This window comes from Bradyrhizobium barranii subsp. apii (assembly GCF_011516635.5).
GTDB classification, from domain to species: Bacteria; Pseudomonadota; Alphaproteobacteria; order Rhizobiales; family Xanthobacteraceae; genus Bradyrhizobium; species Bradyrhizobium barranii.
Map to the genome: position 1 here is coordinate 2,836,646 of NZ_CP096255.1, position 15,989 is coordinate 2,852,634.

General features: G+C 62.3%; 16 protein-coding genes and 2 pseudogenes. 9 read left to right on the top strand and 9 right to left on the bottom strand.

Annotated features, from left to right (window positions below; all coding sequences use genetic code 11):
• The first annotated feature begins 246 nt into the window (after positions 1-246).
• A complete protein-coding gene (locus tag HAP41_RS13545; RefSeq protein WP_166053720.1) occupies positions 247-1,590 on the top strand; it encodes an IS1380 family transposase in 1,344 nt (447 codons plus the stop codon).
• Positions 1,591-1,845: 255 nt separating this feature from the next.
• Here the strand turns inward: HAP41_RS13545 and HAP41_RS13550 are convergent, their stop codons facing one another.
• Positions 1,846-2,037 (bottom strand): hypothetical protein, encoded by a 192-nt coding sequence (locus HAP41_RS13550; protein WP_038945956.1) that lies wholly within the window; start codon positions 2,035-2,037, stop codon positions 1,846-1,848.
• A gap of 390 nt (positions 2,038-2,427) precedes the next feature.
• On the opposite strand from HAP41_RS13550, the gene HAP41_RS13555 reads away from it, so the two are divergent.
• A complete protein-coding gene (locus tag HAP41_RS13555; RefSeq protein WP_166064748.1) occupies positions 2,428-3,702 on the top strand; it encodes an IS256 family transposase in 1,275 nt (424 codons plus the stop codon).
• A 32-nt stretch (positions 3,703-3,734) separates the two neighbouring features.
• Here the strand turns inward: HAP41_RS13555 and HAP41_RS13560 are convergent.
• Together HAP41_RS13560 and HAP41_RS13565 are read right to left on the bottom strand one after the other, a co-directional pair.
• Positions 3,735-4,399: pseudogene (locus tag HAP41_RS13560) on the bottom strand (response regulator transcription factor).
• 422 nt (positions 4,400-4,821) lie between these two features.
• Positions 4,822-5,016, bottom strand: a complete 195-nt coding sequence (locus tag HAP41_RS13565; protein WP_166101111.1) for a hypothetical protein — start codon at positions 5,014-5,016, stop codon at positions 4,822-4,824.
• 639 nt (positions 5,017-5,655) lie between these two features.
• Here HAP41_RS13565 and HAP41_RS13570 point away from each other — a divergent pair.
• Complete coding sequence (locus HAP41_RS13570; protein ID WP_224581035.1) at positions 5,656-5,904, top strand: carbonic anhydrase; 249 nt, start codon at positions 5,656-5,658, stop codon at positions 5,902-5,904.
• 115 nt (positions 5,905-6,019) lie between these two features.
• Here the strand turns inward: HAP41_RS13570 and HAP41_RS13575 are convergent, their stop codons facing one another.
• From HAP41_RS13575 to HAP41_RS13590, 4 genes are all read right to left on the bottom strand, one after another.
• A complete protein-coding gene (locus HAP41_RS13575; RefSeq protein WP_166101108.1) occupies positions 6,020-6,166 on the bottom strand; it encodes a hypothetical protein in 147 nt (48 codons plus the stop codon).
• Between the two features lie 329 nt (positions 6,167-6,495).
• On the bottom strand, positions 6,496-6,900 hold the full coding sequence (locus HAP41_RS13580) for a baeRF12 domain-containing protein (protein WP_063981738.1): 405 nt from the start codon (positions 6,898-6,900) through the stop codon (positions 6,496-6,498).
• A gap of 666 nt (positions 6,901-7,566) precedes the next feature.
• Positions 7,567-7,980 (bottom strand): cupin domain-containing protein, encoded by a 414-nt coding sequence (locus HAP41_RS13585; protein WP_063986168.1) that lies wholly within the window; start codon positions 7,978-7,980, stop codon positions 7,567-7,569.
• A 105-nt stretch (positions 7,981-8,085) separates the two neighbouring features.
• Positions 8,086-8,367, bottom strand: coding sequence for a hypothetical protein (locus HAP41_RS13590; RefSeq protein ID WP_175618132.1), 282 nt, complete (start codon positions 8,365-8,367; stop codon positions 8,086-8,088).
• A gap of 130 nt (positions 8,368-8,497) precedes the next feature.
• Between HAP41_RS13590 and HAP41_RS13595 the strand changes: the two genes are divergently transcribed.
• From HAP41_RS13595 to HAP41_RS13615, 5 genes are all read left to right on the top strand, one after another.
• Positions 8,498-9,523, top strand: a complete 1,026-nt coding sequence (locus HAP41_RS13595; protein WP_224580862.1) for an ATP-binding protein — start codon at positions 8,498-8,500, stop codon at positions 9,521-9,523.
• Positions 9,524-9,679: 156 nt separating this feature from the next.
• Positions 9,680-10,366, top strand: a complete 687-nt coding sequence (locus HAP41_RS13600) for an antibiotic biosynthesis monooxygenase family protein (protein ID WP_166101105.1) — start codon at positions 9,680-9,682, stop codon at positions 10,364-10,366.
• Positions 10,367-10,782: 416 nt separating this feature from the next.
• Positions 10,783-11,718: a LysR family transcriptional regulator gene (locus HAP41_RS13605; RefSeq protein ID WP_166101102.1), complete on the top strand. Its 936-nt coding sequence runs from the start codon at positions 10,783-10,785 to the stop codon at positions 11,716-11,718.
• The gene (locus HAP41_RS13610; protein ID WP_166101099.1) at positions 11,715-12,452 is read left to right on the top strand and encodes a peroxiredoxin-like family protein; all 738 of its coding nucleotides are present in this window, start codon (positions 11,715-11,717) and stop codon (positions 12,450-12,452) included. The genes HAP41_RS13605 and HAP41_RS13610 overlap by 4 nt, the downstream gene beginning before the upstream one ends.
• 317 nt (positions 12,453-12,769) lie before the next feature.
• The gene (locus tag HAP41_RS13615) at positions 12,770-12,955 is read left to right on the top strand and encodes a hypothetical protein (protein WP_166101095.1); all 186 of its coding nucleotides are present in this window, start codon (positions 12,770-12,772) and stop codon (positions 12,953-12,955) included.
• On the opposite strand, the gene istB is transcribed toward HAP41_RS13615, so the two are convergent.
• Positions 12,940-13,692, bottom strand: a complete 753-nt coding sequence (gene istB, locus HAP41_RS13620; RefSeq protein ID WP_166057122.1) for an IS21-like element helper ATPase IstB — start codon at positions 13,690-13,692, stop codon at positions 12,940-12,942. The two genes, HAP41_RS13615 and istB, sit on opposite strands and share 16 nt — an antisense overlap.
• Before the next feature lie 14 nt (positions 13,693-13,706).
• Positions 13,707-15,217: pseudogene (istA, locus tag HAP41_RS13625) on the bottom strand (IS21 family transposase).
• Positions 15,218-15,337: 120 nt separating this feature from the next.
• On the opposite strand from istA, the gene HAP41_RS13630 reads away from it, so the two are divergent.
• Positions 15,338-15,976 carry a cytochrome P460 family protein gene (locus tag HAP41_RS13630; RefSeq protein WP_224580861.1) on the top strand — a complete coding sequence of 213 codons (639 nt, stop codon included), beginning with the start codon at positions 15,338-15,340 and terminating at the stop codon, positions 15,974-15,976.
• The last annotated feature ends 13 nt before the right edge of the window (positions 15,977-15,989 follow it).

Consider the following 15,989-nt stretch of genomic DNA (forward strand, 5'->3'; position numbering starts at 1 on the left):
GCTGAGGATCAGGACGGGGCGGGCGGCCACGATGAAAGCGCCCGCCGCAATAGCTACCACCCGCACGATCAACTCGCTGCTCTCCTGCGGCGGTTCAACGCATTCAGCTATTGAGCGGCTCTAGCCCGTCTTATTCGTCAGAGGGCGCCTGAGAGGCTGGCGAGCGTGGTGTAAAGCGCTGATGCGGCGTAGGATTCGGTTGCAAAGCCAACCCCATCACCTTCAGCCGCGAACACCACGCCCGCCATGACCGACGATACGATTCTGCCCTTCTCGTTTCCAGCCGTTCACGCCAAGAAAGTCACAGCTGCCTTCGATGGCGGTCGGCTGACCTCGAACGGGGGCGTGATGCTTCTGGCGATGGCCGAGCGGCGTCTCGGCTTGGCCGACAATTTGGCCCGGGTGTTCCCGGATCGGCGCGATCCGACGCGGGTCGTGCACAGCCTGGTCGATATGTTCCGCGCGCGCATGTTCGCGATCTGCTGCGGCTACGAGGACGCCGACGACCTCGATCATCTGCGGTCCGATCCCGCATTCAAGCTGGCCTGCGGACGGCTGCCGGACACGGGTCGCGATCTGTGTTCCCAACCGACGCTGTCGCGCCTGGAGAATGCTCCGCGCCTGCGCGACGTGATCCGACTGACCTACACTTTGGTCGACGCATGGATGGATAGCTACCCGCGCGAGCCGGCATCCGTCACGCTCGACATCGATGATACCTGCGATGTCGTCCACGGCCATCAGCAGCTCTCGCTGTTCAACGCTCATTATGACGAACGCTGCTTCCTGCCGATCCACGTCTACGACACGGAGAAGAGCCGGCCCGTGGCGGTCGTGCTGCGGCCCGGCAAGACGCCGGGCGGCGTCGAGGTGCGTGCCCATCTGCGCCGCCTGGTACGGCATATCCGGACGCGGTGGCACAACACGCGAATTACGTTCCGTGGCGACGGGCACTATGCCCGGCCGGAGGCAATGGCGTGGTGCGAGACCAACGGCATCGACTACATCTTCGGTCTGTCCGGCACCAAGCCGCTCGCCAGAAAAGTCGACGCGGTCGCCGACGACATCCGCACGCGACGCGCCATCGAGAACCTGCCGGTTCTGCGCGGCTATACCGAGACGCGCCACAAGGCAAAGTCCTGGGATCGCGAACGACGCACCGTCGCCCGTATTGAGGCGACGATGCTCGGCCTCGACATCCGCTTCGTCGTCACCAGCCTCGATGTCGGCTCGGCCGAGTGGATCTACGACAGCCTGTATTGCGCGCGCGGCCAAGCCGAGAATCTGATCAAGCTGCATAAGACGCAGCTCGCCTCCGATCGCACCAGTTGCCGTTCGGCGCTCGCCAATCAAGTCCGCCTCGTTCTCCATACCGCCGCTTATTGGCTGATGCTGACCGTGCGCGACGCCATTCCCAAAGTCCGGGAATTGGCCACTGCCGAGTTCGCGACGCTGCGTCTTCGGCTCTTGAAAATCGCCGCCCGGGTTGTCGAGACCAAGAGCCGCATTCGCCTTGCGTTCGCCGCGGCATGTCCCGAAGCCGACCTGATCCGCAGCTTGCCCGGCGCGCTGCTGCCGCTCGGTCCTTGACCGGTGGGGCGTCCGCCCGCGTTCACCCAACCCATCCCTCAAGCGCGTTGCAAAGTACCGGTCGTCAGGCGGTGAAAAGCCGAAGGCAATCCTGTGCGCCTCGTCAGCGGAGGTGTGCGGATGCACCAGTCGGACCAAAATACCGCGCTCTCACGAATAGGGCGGGCTAGTAACCGCGAGCCCCGCCAGCGCCGACCAAGTAAGAATGAGTCATCAAGGCCGCTGGCAGAAAAGACTATGTGGAGCGCAGACACCCTAGACGATTTCGACGCCCGGCTCACTACCGGGGCCTACCCAATCTAAATTATCCTTCCTGGTTCGAATGCCACGTACTATGGCACCTTCGACGATGAGCCAGACATTGGGTGACAGGCCTTCCCCGATGACGACTGTGGCGTCCTGATCAGGAAGCCTTTGCAGCGTCTCCACAAGCTCTCGCACCTTCATGGCCGTCATCCAGCACGCGGAACTGCTGCTAGTCTTTTTCGACTTTTGCGAGCTAGCAATTGGCCGTTGGTACAACCTCGCGACAGCCTACGGCTTCCTGCCCCCTTGCTTCCACCCCCGCCTCTCAATGAGGCTCTTCGGGGCCGGGGTGGGGGGTGCAATGAAGCAACGTCAACCGCGAAAAGCCACCCCGCTCTGGGTGTGGTTCGCGCTCGCTCTCGTGGCTTGTGGCATCGCGGCTTATGCGACCGGCTACCTTAGTCTTCGGAAATGACGAGGGATCCAGTCGCCGGGGATGTCCCGGGTTCTGTTGAATTTCTGAAGAGGTCGGCGTTGCCCACCTTGAGCCGGTAGGCTCGGGGTGCTGATTCCACAAAGGAGAGCAACGCCATGACGAGAGATATCACACCGGCTGGTTGGCCGGCGACCGGGGCTGTGGAGAAATCATTTGCGGAAGTGCGAGCGAGCTTCGATCGGTTCTGCCTTGCGGCAGGAATCGAGGCGCTCGGCACGATGATGGAGGCGGATGTGACAGCGGCCTGCGGGCCGCGCCACGGTCGTGATGCGGCGCGGCGGGCGCACCGTTGGGGCCGAACGCGGGGGCGGATCGGTTTCCACGGCGGCAAGATCGAGGTCGATCGCCCGCGGGTCCGGGGCATGGACGGCCGCGAGGTCACGATCCCGAGCTGGGAAACGGCGGCGCAGGAGGACTGGCTCGGTCGCTGGGCGATGAACCTGATGCTGATCAATGTGTCGACGCGCCGGTTCGGCCGCGCCGTCCGGCTGCCCGAGGGTGACGTGCCGGCACCGCCCGGATCGGGGATTTCGAAGTCGGCGGCCTCGCGGAGGTTCGTGGCTCTGTCGGCGGCGCGGCTGGCCGACTTCATGGCTGCCGATCTGTCCGCGCTCGACCTTCTGGTGGTCCAAATCGACGGGCTGCATCTCGACGACGATCTCGTGCTGGTGGCCGCGATCGGGGTTGACGGCGAAGGCAACAAGCATCCGCTGGCGCTGGTGGAAGGGGCGACCGAGAATGCAGCAACGGTTCAGGCCCTGCTGGACAACCTGGTCTCGCGCGGGCTCGACCCGACGGTGCCAAGACTGTTCATCGCCGACGGCGCGAAGGCGTTGTCGAAGGCGATCCGCCGCACCTTCGGTTCGGCCGCTGCGATCCAGCGCTGCCAGATCCACAAGGCGCGCAACATCATGGAACGCCTGCCGAAAGAGCATCATGCGGCCACCCGCCGGGTGCTGCGCCAGGCCTGGGAGCTCGATGACGCCGACAAGGCTGAAAAATTGATCCGCAATCTCGCGCGTCGACTCGACCAGCAATGGCCCGGCGTTGCGGCCAGTATCCTCGAAGGCCTCGACGAAATCCTGACTGTCGTCCGGTTGAAGTTGCCGAAGGAGCTTCGCCGATCGCTCGCCTGTACCAATATCGCCGAGAACATGATGGGCACCATTCGCCGCGTCACGCGCAACGTTAAACGCTGGCGGGATGCCGGTATGGCCTTGCGATGGGTCGCGGCCGGTATGATCGAGGCCAACAAGGGCTTCCGACGATTGAAGGCGCATAAGCAATTGTCGGTTCTGCGTGCGGCCCTTCAAGCTCACCACGATCGCATGACAATCAAGTCCGTTGCCCACGTCACGAGGGCTGCGTAATATTCATTCCGGCAACGTCGACCCGACGTAGTTCAACAGCGATCGGGACATCCCCCAGTCGCCGTAAGGCGGGTGACAACGCCGTCAGTCCGGTGGATGCCCAACCGCTCGGCAAGCGCCACGAGTTCGGCCAATGACTGAACCTGCGTTTTCTCCATCACCCGTGAGCGATGCGCCTTGATAGTACGCTCTGTACAGCCCAGCACGTACGCTATCTGCTTGTTGACCTTGCCCGAGCTACTAGTTCGAATACTTGCCGCTCTCGCGGCGTCAATGCAGCCAGACGAGCGCGATCCGCATCCAACTTGCCCTTTTTGGCACGCGCGACTTCGTAACGTGCGAACGCACCATCAATTGCGCGAAAGAGGTCGTCGGACAATGTCGGCTTGATCAGAAAGTCTTCCGCGCCTGCCTTGATGGCCTGCACCGTGGTCTGGATGTCGGGACGGCCGGTAAGAAATATAATCGGCAACGTCGAACCGAGTTCGTCCAATCGAGTTTGGAGTTCACGACCGCTCATTCCCGGTAGTCGTACATCGACAAGAATGCAGCCGGGCTTGCTTTCGTCCGGGAAGCGATCCAACAACTGCTCGGCAGACGCGTAGGTCGCCACTTCGTACCCGGCGAGTTTCAGGCGACGTTCGAGCGCTGTTCGGAAGGCACTGTCGTCATCGACAACATATACAAACCTCAGCACGAGACGCCTCTAAACCCCAAGGTCGTTGGTAGACCTACGTCAGCCGCGACTAGCTAGAAGAGCCAGTACAGCATCGATGTCGTCCAAGCCCGCCGCGATGAACCGGCGAGGTGATGCCGATCAACGTATCCTACTCGACTGGCAAGTGGGCCTGACCATTTCCGACAGGGGATGTGCGATTTTGGCACCGTGATTGTACGGGCTATGTCGGGTGGCGTGCATACATGTTTTGCCCCCGCACGACGGGAGATGAAAAAATTTCGATAGGACTACTCTTCAAGTCGCTGCTTTCGATGGGCAAACTGTCAAAATGAAAGCAGCGAGCACTATGCCACGCCCCCAGACTAATCCTCGTGACCGCCAACGAGGGGGGGGGTGCAAGGGCGCTTGGTCCGCATACCCGGGGTCCTCACGCTGAGGTCCTAAGCGCCGCGCCAGACGTGCAACACGCCCTCGCGAAAGCCGCCGACGAACTGATCGGATACGTCCGGTGGCAGAATTTCGCTGAGATCATCGAACGAACCGCTCACCATGATGGCGAGTTCATGTGCGGAAGCATGCTCTGCCCATCGGCGACCCAACTCCAAACCGCGTTGCCGATCTGCCGCTGCATCCATCGTCTTGGACTATTCCCCCGTTCATCGGTTCGGACGAAGTTGATGGCCGCGCTCGGGCCCTTTACGTTCTCGCCAATCTTGGAAGCTTGGGGGCTGAGAAAGATCGGCGAGGCGCGCCCCAGACAAGCAGAACCTCAGTGTTTGGCTAGTGCACTTTGTGCCAATGCATTGCGGGCCTCGCGGCCATAAGTTACAGTCGTTGGAGGAGACAGCGCCGGGACATGGGCACGGTTCGCGGACCTTGGGCATCTTCGGTAGTCGTGCGGCACGCGGGTGCCGGGTAACTCACCATACCACCGAGCTAGGGTTTGGCCGGCCAACTCGATAGACTGGCGTCCCTCGCGAGGAACGAGCAGAGGTAGGCAGCCTCAGCTGGCGGCCTCAGTTGAGTTTCCTGCGAAGCTTTCGAGCGCTGGCGGGCCTAGCGCTCCCGGCGCTCTAATCAGCAATTGGATCGGCAGCCGGGAGCATTGGGGGCTGGAATGCAAGCCCGTACCATGTTTGGCAATCCTCGAACTTCGCGCGCCGGTATTCTTACGGAATCACGGCAACAAGAGTTTCGCCGTGCTTGTCGACCACGTAAAGGTTCAGAGAGGAATACAGCAGGTGATCCCAGTCGATCCACGCGATTTGGGCTTGGTGCCGGGCAGTCGTGAGACGGGGAAGCAACGTCCGTTTGCTGCCATACTCGGCTGTTCGGATGCTCGCGCGCCCGTCGAACTGATTTTTAACGAAGGGCCGAACGATCTTTTTGTAATCCGAGTGGCGGGCAACGGTCTAGGCACAGAGGCGCTTGGAAGCCTCAAATATGAGGCGATCGTCCGATCACGCCGTATTGCGTCATATATCAATCCGGATAATTGTCGGAGCACCATGGGTTTGTCTTGAGAAGCCGGAGAACAATGCGGGGCACTAATTAACGCCGTGCGCACGTTTGCGGCCGGGCCTCTTCCAGCCCCGACATAGCCCCAGACTTCGGTCATCGATCACCCGCCATGCGCGCTCAATAGCCTGCTCCCCATCGATACTGCCACGCTATCCCGACGTCGCTGAACTGGCTGCCCGTTCGGGTGTAGATGCCCGTACCGGCGTTGAGCTTGATCGAATTCTGACGATCGATCGGCAGCGCGACAGTAAAACCCGTACGCATGGTCTCTTGTTCGTTGTCGCCCTTCTTGCCGTCTACGGTGGTGCGGAGGCCTCTGAAATAGGTGCCATCCAATGAAATCCATGCGCCGGAGAGTGAAACCCCAGCGCAGGAGCTAGGCCAAGGAAACCGTAAACTCGGAATGCCGTCTGGGGGAGCGTAGGTAGCGGTCTCCCGCTAACAATTCCCCCGAGGGCGATCCGAGCCTGCCATGGCGGGCTCATAGCTCAATGCCAGCAGACGATCGCCCTTAACCGCGACCATCCGCAACGGCATGTAGGTTAGCCAACCGCTTAAGTCACGAAGGGCGAAGTTCGCTCGGCAGTGGCGCGTCAGGCGTCGGCGATCAGTGAGGCGATGTCCTCGAGCGGACGCCGGCTGAAGTCCTTCGCGAGCTCCCCTAAGATCTTGTCTCTCAGGTCGCGATTGAAGTGCTTGCGCATCTCTCCCAGGATTCTGGGATCGGAGACGACGACCAAGTGTTCGATGGTTCCGTCAAGGCTGAGCTTGTTCAGGAAAGCCGCCGTCGCTGCCGCGAAGTCGTCCTCGACGAGCCGCCTCCCGTCGGGGTTGGCTGAGCCGGAACGATGCCGCGCACCCAAGCCCGAGTGGGCGGACTGAGGCGGAGCCGCCGTGATCTCGACCAAGTGGACCCCAGGTTTCACGCCTGTATTGTGGAACAGGCGGATCGTCTCGCCGTCAGCGACAGCTACTGTCGCACCGGTAGGCAGAATCATCGAAAGACCTCCCGTTCACGATCCCGCACTGACACGGCGGGCTATGTACTTGTCAGCCGGCGTGTTGCTGCGTCTCTTAAGCTCCCGGCACGGAACTCCTCAGAGCAGGGCAGTACAACGATCGCCGTAAGGAAGCGGCGCGGCGCGCACAGCGATCTTGGCGGCCGAGAAGTCGGTGTGCTGGGGAACGCCTTCCCGGCCGGTCGACGATCACTCGAAGATTGAGTCCTTGGCGGTCGAAAGGAAAATCACCTCTCGCTATGGAGTCGATAGCCGACCGTTATCGGAATGACTGAAAGACGCTCGGCGCCGCGGCGGGACTACGGCGCTTCCCTCTGCGAGCACTCGCGCAAGCGGTCGCCGGAAGCCCCGCCTTTGCCGAAGCTTGTTCGAAGGCAGATGGAAGCTTCGGCCCGGATGCCTCGGTACTCGTCGCGACATTGGAAGCGCGCGCACCCTTCGCGATGTCGGGACGACCGGCGCAATGTTCCGCGGCGTTTGCCCGGCGTCGTCTCGACGTGGGTCGGCTACGTCAAGAACTTCGCCCACCGCAACCGCGATACGCACGCGGCAGCGATGGAGATCGCGTCCGGTTCGACCAAGACGAGCTTCAGCGACCGGAAAGAGTTCTTCTGCCAGATTTCCCGCGCGCCGCGGTCCCCGCCCTTAGGGGAACGTCAGGCCGAATGCAGCCGGATCGGGCTGCTCGCCTTTCCGGGGGACCAAGAAGCGTTCCAACCCACCCGGCACGAAGCTGAGCAGCAGGGTCGCCTGGTCGCCGACCACCTCGATCGTATGCGGCACACCGCGGGGAAGAGCCGCGTAGGCGCCTGGCCCCACCTCGATACGGGCATCGCCGACCCGCGCGATTAGCTTCCCTTGCACCACGTATAGTAGCTCGTCCTCGCGCGTGTGGGTGTGTAGCGGCGGTTCTTCCCCGGCTCGCACCGTCCACAGGACAGTGCCATATTCGCCTCCGGACTGGCTGCTCTCCACCTTCATCTCGACGCTCGAGCCTCCGCTCGAGGTCACTGTCTCGCCGCCGTGCGGCACCGTGAGAACCGGCTTGTGAACTGACATTGTAACCTCCTGATTGCGCGTCGGATGAGCCCGGCACCGTGCAAGCATGGAATTCCGTGCGGCGAATTGGAAATGACGTCACGCCATGAAATCAATAGCTGCGCGTCATGATGGCGGTTCGCTTTCCGCATCGGACTCGCGTGCATCCGACGTTGACTGCTCGAGCAGCTCGGTCAGCATCCTGATGGCCTCCGTTGGCTTCAGGACTTCGCTCTCACGTAGCTGTTCGATCTTCTCATGCAGCAATCTGAGCTTCGCCCTACATTGATCCGGTAGTCGCTCCCTGCGGCTTTGCGATCGATATCTTGCTGCTTGTTGTGGCTTAGCATGATGATCAGCGCGGCGTTGCCGCCTGGGCGCCGCGGCGTGCCGATAACGGTCGGCCATCGACTCCATGGCAAGAGGTGATTTTCCATTTTTCGGTGCTGGACCCAATCTTCGTGCCGTCGTCGCCCCCCCGCGTGTACAGGCCGAAGTTGGCGTACTGTTGGACGATCGCAGGCCAGGAGTTTCCCAGATGCTGATCAAATATTCATCCGACATTTCCTTTCCCGGCGAGGTCGAGAGCCCTCTGCCGGAGGATGTCGTCGTGCTTACGGGCCGCGCCGGCGTCGCGCTTGGGGTGCAGCGCCCACTCGGCGTGAGAGTGCGGAGCGTCAGCGGTCACGGCAGCGGTGTGATCGCGTCCAGGCGCGTGGAGATTCCGGTCGTCGGGGGCTACGGCGAGATCTCCGGGGTCCTGTTCCGAACCGCCCCACGGTCAAGCACGCGCCGCGTGGCCTTCGCCCGCGGTTCGGAGGGGGAGAGGTCGATCGGGGACGTGGCGCAGTTCGTCGTCCACGACATCAACAACCTTCTCGCCGTGATCAGCGGCGGCCTGCGGCTGCTCGAGTGCCAGAGCGACGCCGCTTATCGAGAGGCGATCGTTGGCAAAATGCAGGAGGCGATTACGCGAGGCGTGTCGCTCAGCCGCCAGCTCCTCGATACTGCGCGACCATGCCGCAAGTCGATCGACGGCTTTGTCGCAGGCAGTCGTCTCGCAGCGATCGCGGGTACGCTTGACTGGGCGTTGCGCCCGGACATCACTGTCCGCACCGAGATCGCGCCTGACTTATGGACCTTCAATGCCGACCCGGAAGAGCTGTACTTTGCGCTCCTGAATCTCTGCCGAAACGCAGACGATGCCATGCCGGCCGGCGGCACGATCACCGTCGCGGCGCGGAATGTCGAGCCGTTTAGCGCGGACCGCGGGTTCATTGAGATTGTCGTCGCCGACGAGGGGGAGGGCATGTCTGAGGAGGTCCTGTCGCAGGCGTTCCTTCCGTACTTCACGACAAAGGCGGCTGGCGGCGGCAGCGGACTCGCGCAGGTTCGGCGCTTCGCCGAAGGACGGAGCGGTGCGATCAGTATAGAGAGCGAGCGAGGTGGCGGCACGCTGGTCCGCCTCTGTCTCCCGCGTGTCGACGATGCGGGGGGCCGGAGCAGCTTTGTCGGTACGCGGATCACGCGCACGCCGTCATCCAAAACTCACCGCGGTCAGTGACTACCGCGGTGTGGCAGGAAGGCCGGATATGCGGAAAAGCGGGAACGCGCCCGCGGGCGCTTCCCATCCGGCGAGTCACCGTGAATGCGACGCATGGTCGGGGCATTTCGACATCGAATCGACTACATCGCAGCACTCCAGGAATGAGATACGACTATGTTTTCCGTGATTTTCGAAGCCCTCCCCCATAAAGGGAAGTGGGATAATTACCTCGACAACGCCAACATGCTGCGCCCGGAGCTGGAGCAGGTCGAAGGCTTCGTCGACAACATCCGCTACAAGAGCCTGATACGCGAGGACTGGATCCTTTCGCTTTCGAACTGGCGAGACGAGAAGTCACTCGTCCGCTGGCGCATCCGCACGCGCCATCACGAGGTCCAGCAGAAGGGCCGCGACGAAATACTCGCAGATTACCACCTCCGCGTCGGTCAGATCACTGCCGACAACAAAGTGCCCGTGGGTTACGCCCTGAGGGAACAGCGGCTCGATGAGACCGAAGTCGGGGAGGGGATGACAGTCACGCTGATCAACGCGACGCGCCCCGCGGAGTGGAAACAGACCGACAACCCGTACGACTGCGCGGAGTGGCTCGGACTGAACCCTTGGGCCGCCGACTTCACGTCCTGGGACATCTTCGAAGCAGTGCTTACGCCTGGCGACCTGATTCTGCTCATGTCCTGGAAGGACGCCGCCGCAGCGCAGGCTTACGAGAACGCGTCCGCGCCGAATGACAAGGCAAGGGTTCGTACAGTGCGGATCGTGCGCGACTATGGGAAATACGACCGTCGCGAGGCACCTCAATACTACGAAGATGCCAAGGGCGGCGAGACCCTCCATGCCTGACGTCGCTCCGTCGGGAAGGGCCATGCTGCCGCGAGTTCGACTCTGGTCTCGCTATGCCGCCCGGTCCCGCGTTTAGCCAGGCTTGGCGAGAAACAGACGGTTGGCCGTGCCGAAATATCGTTGAGGCTTGCTCCGCTAGTTGTCGCACGATTGATTTCTGCACGGACGAAGGCGACGAACATGGGTACACGGCGGCGCCGCCGCCCGTCCGGTTCTCGCCCATCTCGCATGCACTAACCTGGCTCTCAGAAACTCCTGAAAGCGTGTCCGTGCGTCCTAATCAATAGGCCGAGCCGTTCCAACCTGCGCACGCAAGTCGCATCTACTCCCCATGATCGCGACGTGCCTGTCACGCCGTCGATTGCAAAGGCTCGTCTCTATCGACAGCCGCACCTTGACGGAGAACATAACAACCCATGGAGCTTCATCAGGTTCGCTACTTCCTCGCCGTCGCGTCCACCCTCAACTTCACCCGCGCGGCCGAGCAGTGCAATGTCACGCAGCCCGCGTTGACCAAGGGGGTGCAGAAGCTCGAGCAGGAACTCGGCGGCCAGTTGATCTATCGCGAACGCCAGCTCACCCAACTCACCGATCTTGGAAAGGAAGTCCTTCCGATGCTGGAGCGCACACTGGCCTCGGCAGAGGCGGTGCGTCGCCGAGCCCAGGAGTTCCAACGCAAGGACGTTGCGCCACTGAAGATTGGCCTTGCCCCATCCATCTCGGCGTCGCTCGTCCTCGATCCGATCGCAGAGATCGCAAAGTTCGTCCCTGGACTTCACGTCGAGCTGCGCGAGGGCGCGGCGAAGAAGCTCGTCGACCTCTTGCTTGAGGGCGAGATCAACGTCGCAATGGTCGGCGACGTGCAGGATGTGCCCGCCCGCATCGACGACTGGTCGCTGTTCGAGGAGCGCTACGTTGTGGTTCTTGCGCCGACACACCGGCTCGCAAATCGTCCCTCGATCGGCATAGACGACCTCCGTGAGACCATCTTGCTGGAACGCGCCGACTGCGACGTCGCCCCGAAGATCCAGAAATCGTATTTCCCCGAGAGCCCGCCCCAACTTGGCCACTGCAGCGGTCACGACCTGCACCTGCAGCACATGGCCGCGGCCGGCCTTGGCGTGATACTCGCGCCCGAGCACATGCCGCGCCTTCCGACGCTCAAGACCATTCCGCTCGAAGGCAACCTGGTTTCACGGGAGGTGCGCCTGCTGGCTGTGCAAGGGCGCCGCTACTCCCCGGCGCTAGACGCATTCGTCAAGGTCGCGCGGCTTCGCGACTGGTCGGTCGAAGCCTCCGATCGGGGCGTGCCGCACGCAGCGGTGCCGGTGGTGTCGAGGGCGCCCGCATGACCACGACACGCACGCCGACCGCCAGCCGCTTCCAGCCAATCGATCCTCAGCCCGATGACTCCCAACCGATGCTAAATCAGACCGACAAGACACTAGCCCGGATTCGCACCGAGCTGTTGACGACGTTCAGCGCCGCGGATTGGGAGTCATACAACCACCTCGTGCGCTGGCTCCGGGATACAGACGTGGCATCGCACGCTCTGAAGGTTGGAGACGACGCACCGAACTTCCTCCTGCCGGACGCTGACGGCCGTCTCCACTGCTCCGAACGGCTGCGCCGCAAAGGACCCCTCGTCCTGAGTTTCTTCCGAGGCGGCTGGTGTCCTTTCTGCACCGCTGAGCTTCGGGCCCTGCAGGCTGCAAAGGATGAGTTCGAGAGCATCGGTGCGACCCTCGCAGTGGTGACACCCGAGACGAGGGACTTCCCGCGGCAGCTCAAGCGGAGCCTGGGCTTGGACCTGAAGGTGCTCTCCGACGTCGACTATGGCGTTGCCATGTCGTATGGCGTGCTGTTCCGGGTGCCCGACGAGACCAAAGCGCACTATTCCGGGCTAGGATTCGACTTCGGCGCTCGGCACGGGTCATCGGAGTGGATGTTACCTATTCCCGCGACATATGTGATTGACGCGGAAGGCCAGATCCGCAGCGCATTCGTCGAGCCGGACTTCACGATACGAGAGGAGCCGACGCAAATCCTGGCCTCGCTGCGCCAGGCCGCTTCCACGTCCGAGTGAGGGCAGTAGAAGGTGGGGAGCAATATCCGGGCAAACCTGGCGATGAGCCAGTTTGAAGTGCCCTTCGACGACCGCGCACTCGCAGTTGCCTACTACGACGTAAGACGGTCGGGTCGGCGCTCACAGCGCTCACGTACGACGATATCTTCTGCCTATCGAATACATGTCCAAAGAGAATTTCTAATTTTGTCGGCCGAGTCCGATCTTTAGGGCTGGCTAGGCCGAGCGCGCGGTTGGCCACACAGCGATTGAAGTAATGATTGAAGCCGTTTCACTGGATCAGAGTGCACAGCGCGCGAGCGGTAAAGGAGATCCCCATGAAATTATCGAGGACTATCGGCCTCGCTGTTGCCGTCTCGGTGCGGATTCCGACGAAGCCGGCCATGCATTCCAATTCGAAGCCGGCCGGGTATTCCGATCTGAAGCCGGCCACCCGTGGCGTCGTTCGCATGGGTCAATTTCATGATGTCGTCGAGGGCTGGGAAGGTCAAGAGACCGGTTGATCTTGAGCGGGTTGCTTCTGCTTCCTGAGGCTCTCTCCTTTGAGTTCGATGCGGTAGGCATTGTGGACGAGGCGATCGAGAATCGCGTCGGCGATGGTGGGGTTGCCGATGATTTCGTACCAGCGATCGACGGGCAGCTGGCTGGTGACGATAATCGAGCGGGCTTCGTATCGATCCTCGACGATTTCGAGCAAATCACGGCGCTGGTCGGCGTCGAGAGGTTCTGGTCCCCAGTCGTCCAGGATCAGCAGATCAAGTCGTGCGATCGCCCGCAGCATCTTGGTATAGCGGCCATCGGCGCGGCCGAGTGCGAGAGCGGCGAAGAGACGCGGCACACGATGGTAGGCAACTGAGAAGTCGTCTCGGCAAGCCTTGTTGCCGAGGGCACAAGCGAGCCAGCTCTTGCCGACGCCGCACGGCCCGGTAACAAGGAGATTATGTCGTGCCCGGATCCAGTCGCCAGCGGCGAGTTTTAGAAAGAGCGTGCGGTCGAGGCCGCGGATAGCGCGGTAATCGACATCCTCGACGCAGGCGGCATGACGCAGCTTGGCGGCTCGAGCTCTGCTTTCGAACCGCTTTTGCTGGCGCAGCGTTTTCTCGTGTTCCAGGAGCAACGCCAGCCATTCGGCGTGTTCGAGGCTGCGCGCTTCGGACTGGGCATCGAGGTCCTTGAAGCCTTTGGCCATACCGTGGAGACCAAGGCTATGCAGCAGGTCGAGGGTGGGATGGGTGAGCATGCTGGATAATCCTTTCAATGGAAGTAACCGGGGCCGCGCAGATTGGGATGTTCGATGATCGCGTCCTCGGTATCGCGAGAACTGCGTTCGAGCTTGTTGGCGATGATGGAGGCGATGCTCTTGTAGGTCAGTGCGCTGACCGCGACCGCGCGGGCCGCGATCAGCTCGGCGCGTTCGGGATCAATATCCTTGAACAGCCGAAGCACGCCGAGACAGGTCCGGAATCCCTGTTCGGGATGAGGCCGATTGGCCAGGATGGCGAGAACGAGCCCCTCGGTGTTGGGCCCGATCGACCGCCCCCAGCGCCGGAATCGATCGGGAGTCCACTCGGCGTAACGCCGATGCGCACTGGGCATGTGATCGGGATCAGTGCCGTGCCGGCGGCCGCCATAACGGCGCTGGTGAGCAGCAACACGCAAACCCCGATGGAACAACTCGATGGTCCGGGTGGTGGCGCGAACGTCGACCTGCTCCCGGATCAGGCCGTGTGGAACTGAGTAGAAGAAGCCGTCGACCTCGACGTGATAATCGAGCGAGACGCGGGCCAGGAGCCATTCCGCGAACTGATAGTCGGCATCCGGCAACGGCGCCAGGACAGGCATCTCGACGGTCTCGAACAATTGTCGGCGGCTGACGCCGATCCGGCGCATGACGTGGGCGTTGATGCGCTCCAGCGCGGCGGCGATTGCCGCATTCGCCTCAGCCAGCGAGAAGAAGGTCTGCCGGCGAAGCCGCCCGAGGATATAGGTCTGGGCAAAACGCACTCCGGCTTCCACTTTTGCCTTATCCCGGGGCTTTCTTGGCCGTGCCGGAAGGATGCCAACGCCGTAATGGGACGCCATCATCCCGTAGCTGCGATTGATTTCGGGGTCGTAGAACGACGCCCGGTGCACGCCGGACTTCAGATTGTCAGGGACGACGAGGCGTGGCACCCCGCCAAAGAACCGGAACATTCGGACATGAGCCTCGATCCAGTCCGGAAGTGTCTGCGTCCAGGTCGCCTCGGCGTAGGTGTAATTCGAGGCGCCAAGCACGGCGACGAAGATCTCCGCGTCGCGCACAACCCCGGTTGCGCGATCAACGATCATGATCTTCTTGCCGGAGTAATCGACAAAGACCTTGTCGCCGCCGGATGGTCCTGCCGCATCGTCGGAGACAGCCGCCGCTCGAATTCCCGGAATAAATCGCAGAACCGGCTGTAGCCATAACCTTCCGGATGGACCGCCCGGTACTCCTCCCACAGCACCATCAGATTGACGCCAGGCCGCTTCAGCTCACAGGCCAGCGAGGCCCAATCCGGCTCCCGGCGCCGGCGGAAGCCGCGCCTGACGCCGGCATGGGCAAACAGACGTTGTTCAAGAACGGCGTCGGTCAGATCGCCCGCCAAAGGCCACGCCAGCCCGGCAGTCGAGGCACGCTTGAGATTGTCCTGGATCGTGCTGCGCGCCACCCCGAGCGTGCGCCCGATCTCCCGGGCGCTCACCCCATCACGGGCAAGCCGCAGCATCTGTCGTATCTGTCGCATGGTCAGTTCTCTCTTGGCCGGCATCCGCTTCCCCTCGTGGATCAACGAGGGACTTGATGCCTGAAGGACTGACCCAAACGAAAACGCCGACTTCCAAAACCCGGCCGGCTTCAAATCGGAATGCCGGCCGGTTTCATTTCGGAATCGTGGCCGGCTTCAAATCGGAACGATGGCCGGCTTCAAGTCGGAATACCCGGCCGGAATAAATCGGAATCCGCAGTCTCGCTAGTCACCGGCGCCGTGGCAGCGCTCGCGCAGATCAACGGAGCTGCTCCGGCCGGCCCGACCGCGAACGTGGTAGACGGTGCTGGGCACCTGCGCGTGCCGGCGGACTACCGAACCCTCTACCAAGCGCTCGGCACCTGGGCGATTGCGGCTGAGAGCGGCCAGGGCTCGAATGAAATCCACGCCGTCTACGCATCCCCGGGGGCGATCGACGCCTACCGGAAGACGGGGCATTTTCCGGACGGCGCCGTTCTGGTGAAAGAAGTCTTCGCGACTTCGACCAACGAGATGACCACCGGCACGGTAAGCCACGCCGACAAGCTCAAGGGCTGGTTCGTCATGGTGAGAGACAGTAAGGGAACGCACCCCGGCAACCCGTTGTGGGGCGACGGGTGGGGATGGTCGTGGTTCGACGCGGACAAGCCGCTCAAAACCACCTCGACGGACTACCGTTCCGATTGCCAGGGATGCCACCTGCCTGCCACGGCCACGGACTGGATTTATGTGAATGGATATCCCGTCCTGCGTCACTGACCGACGTTCAGAG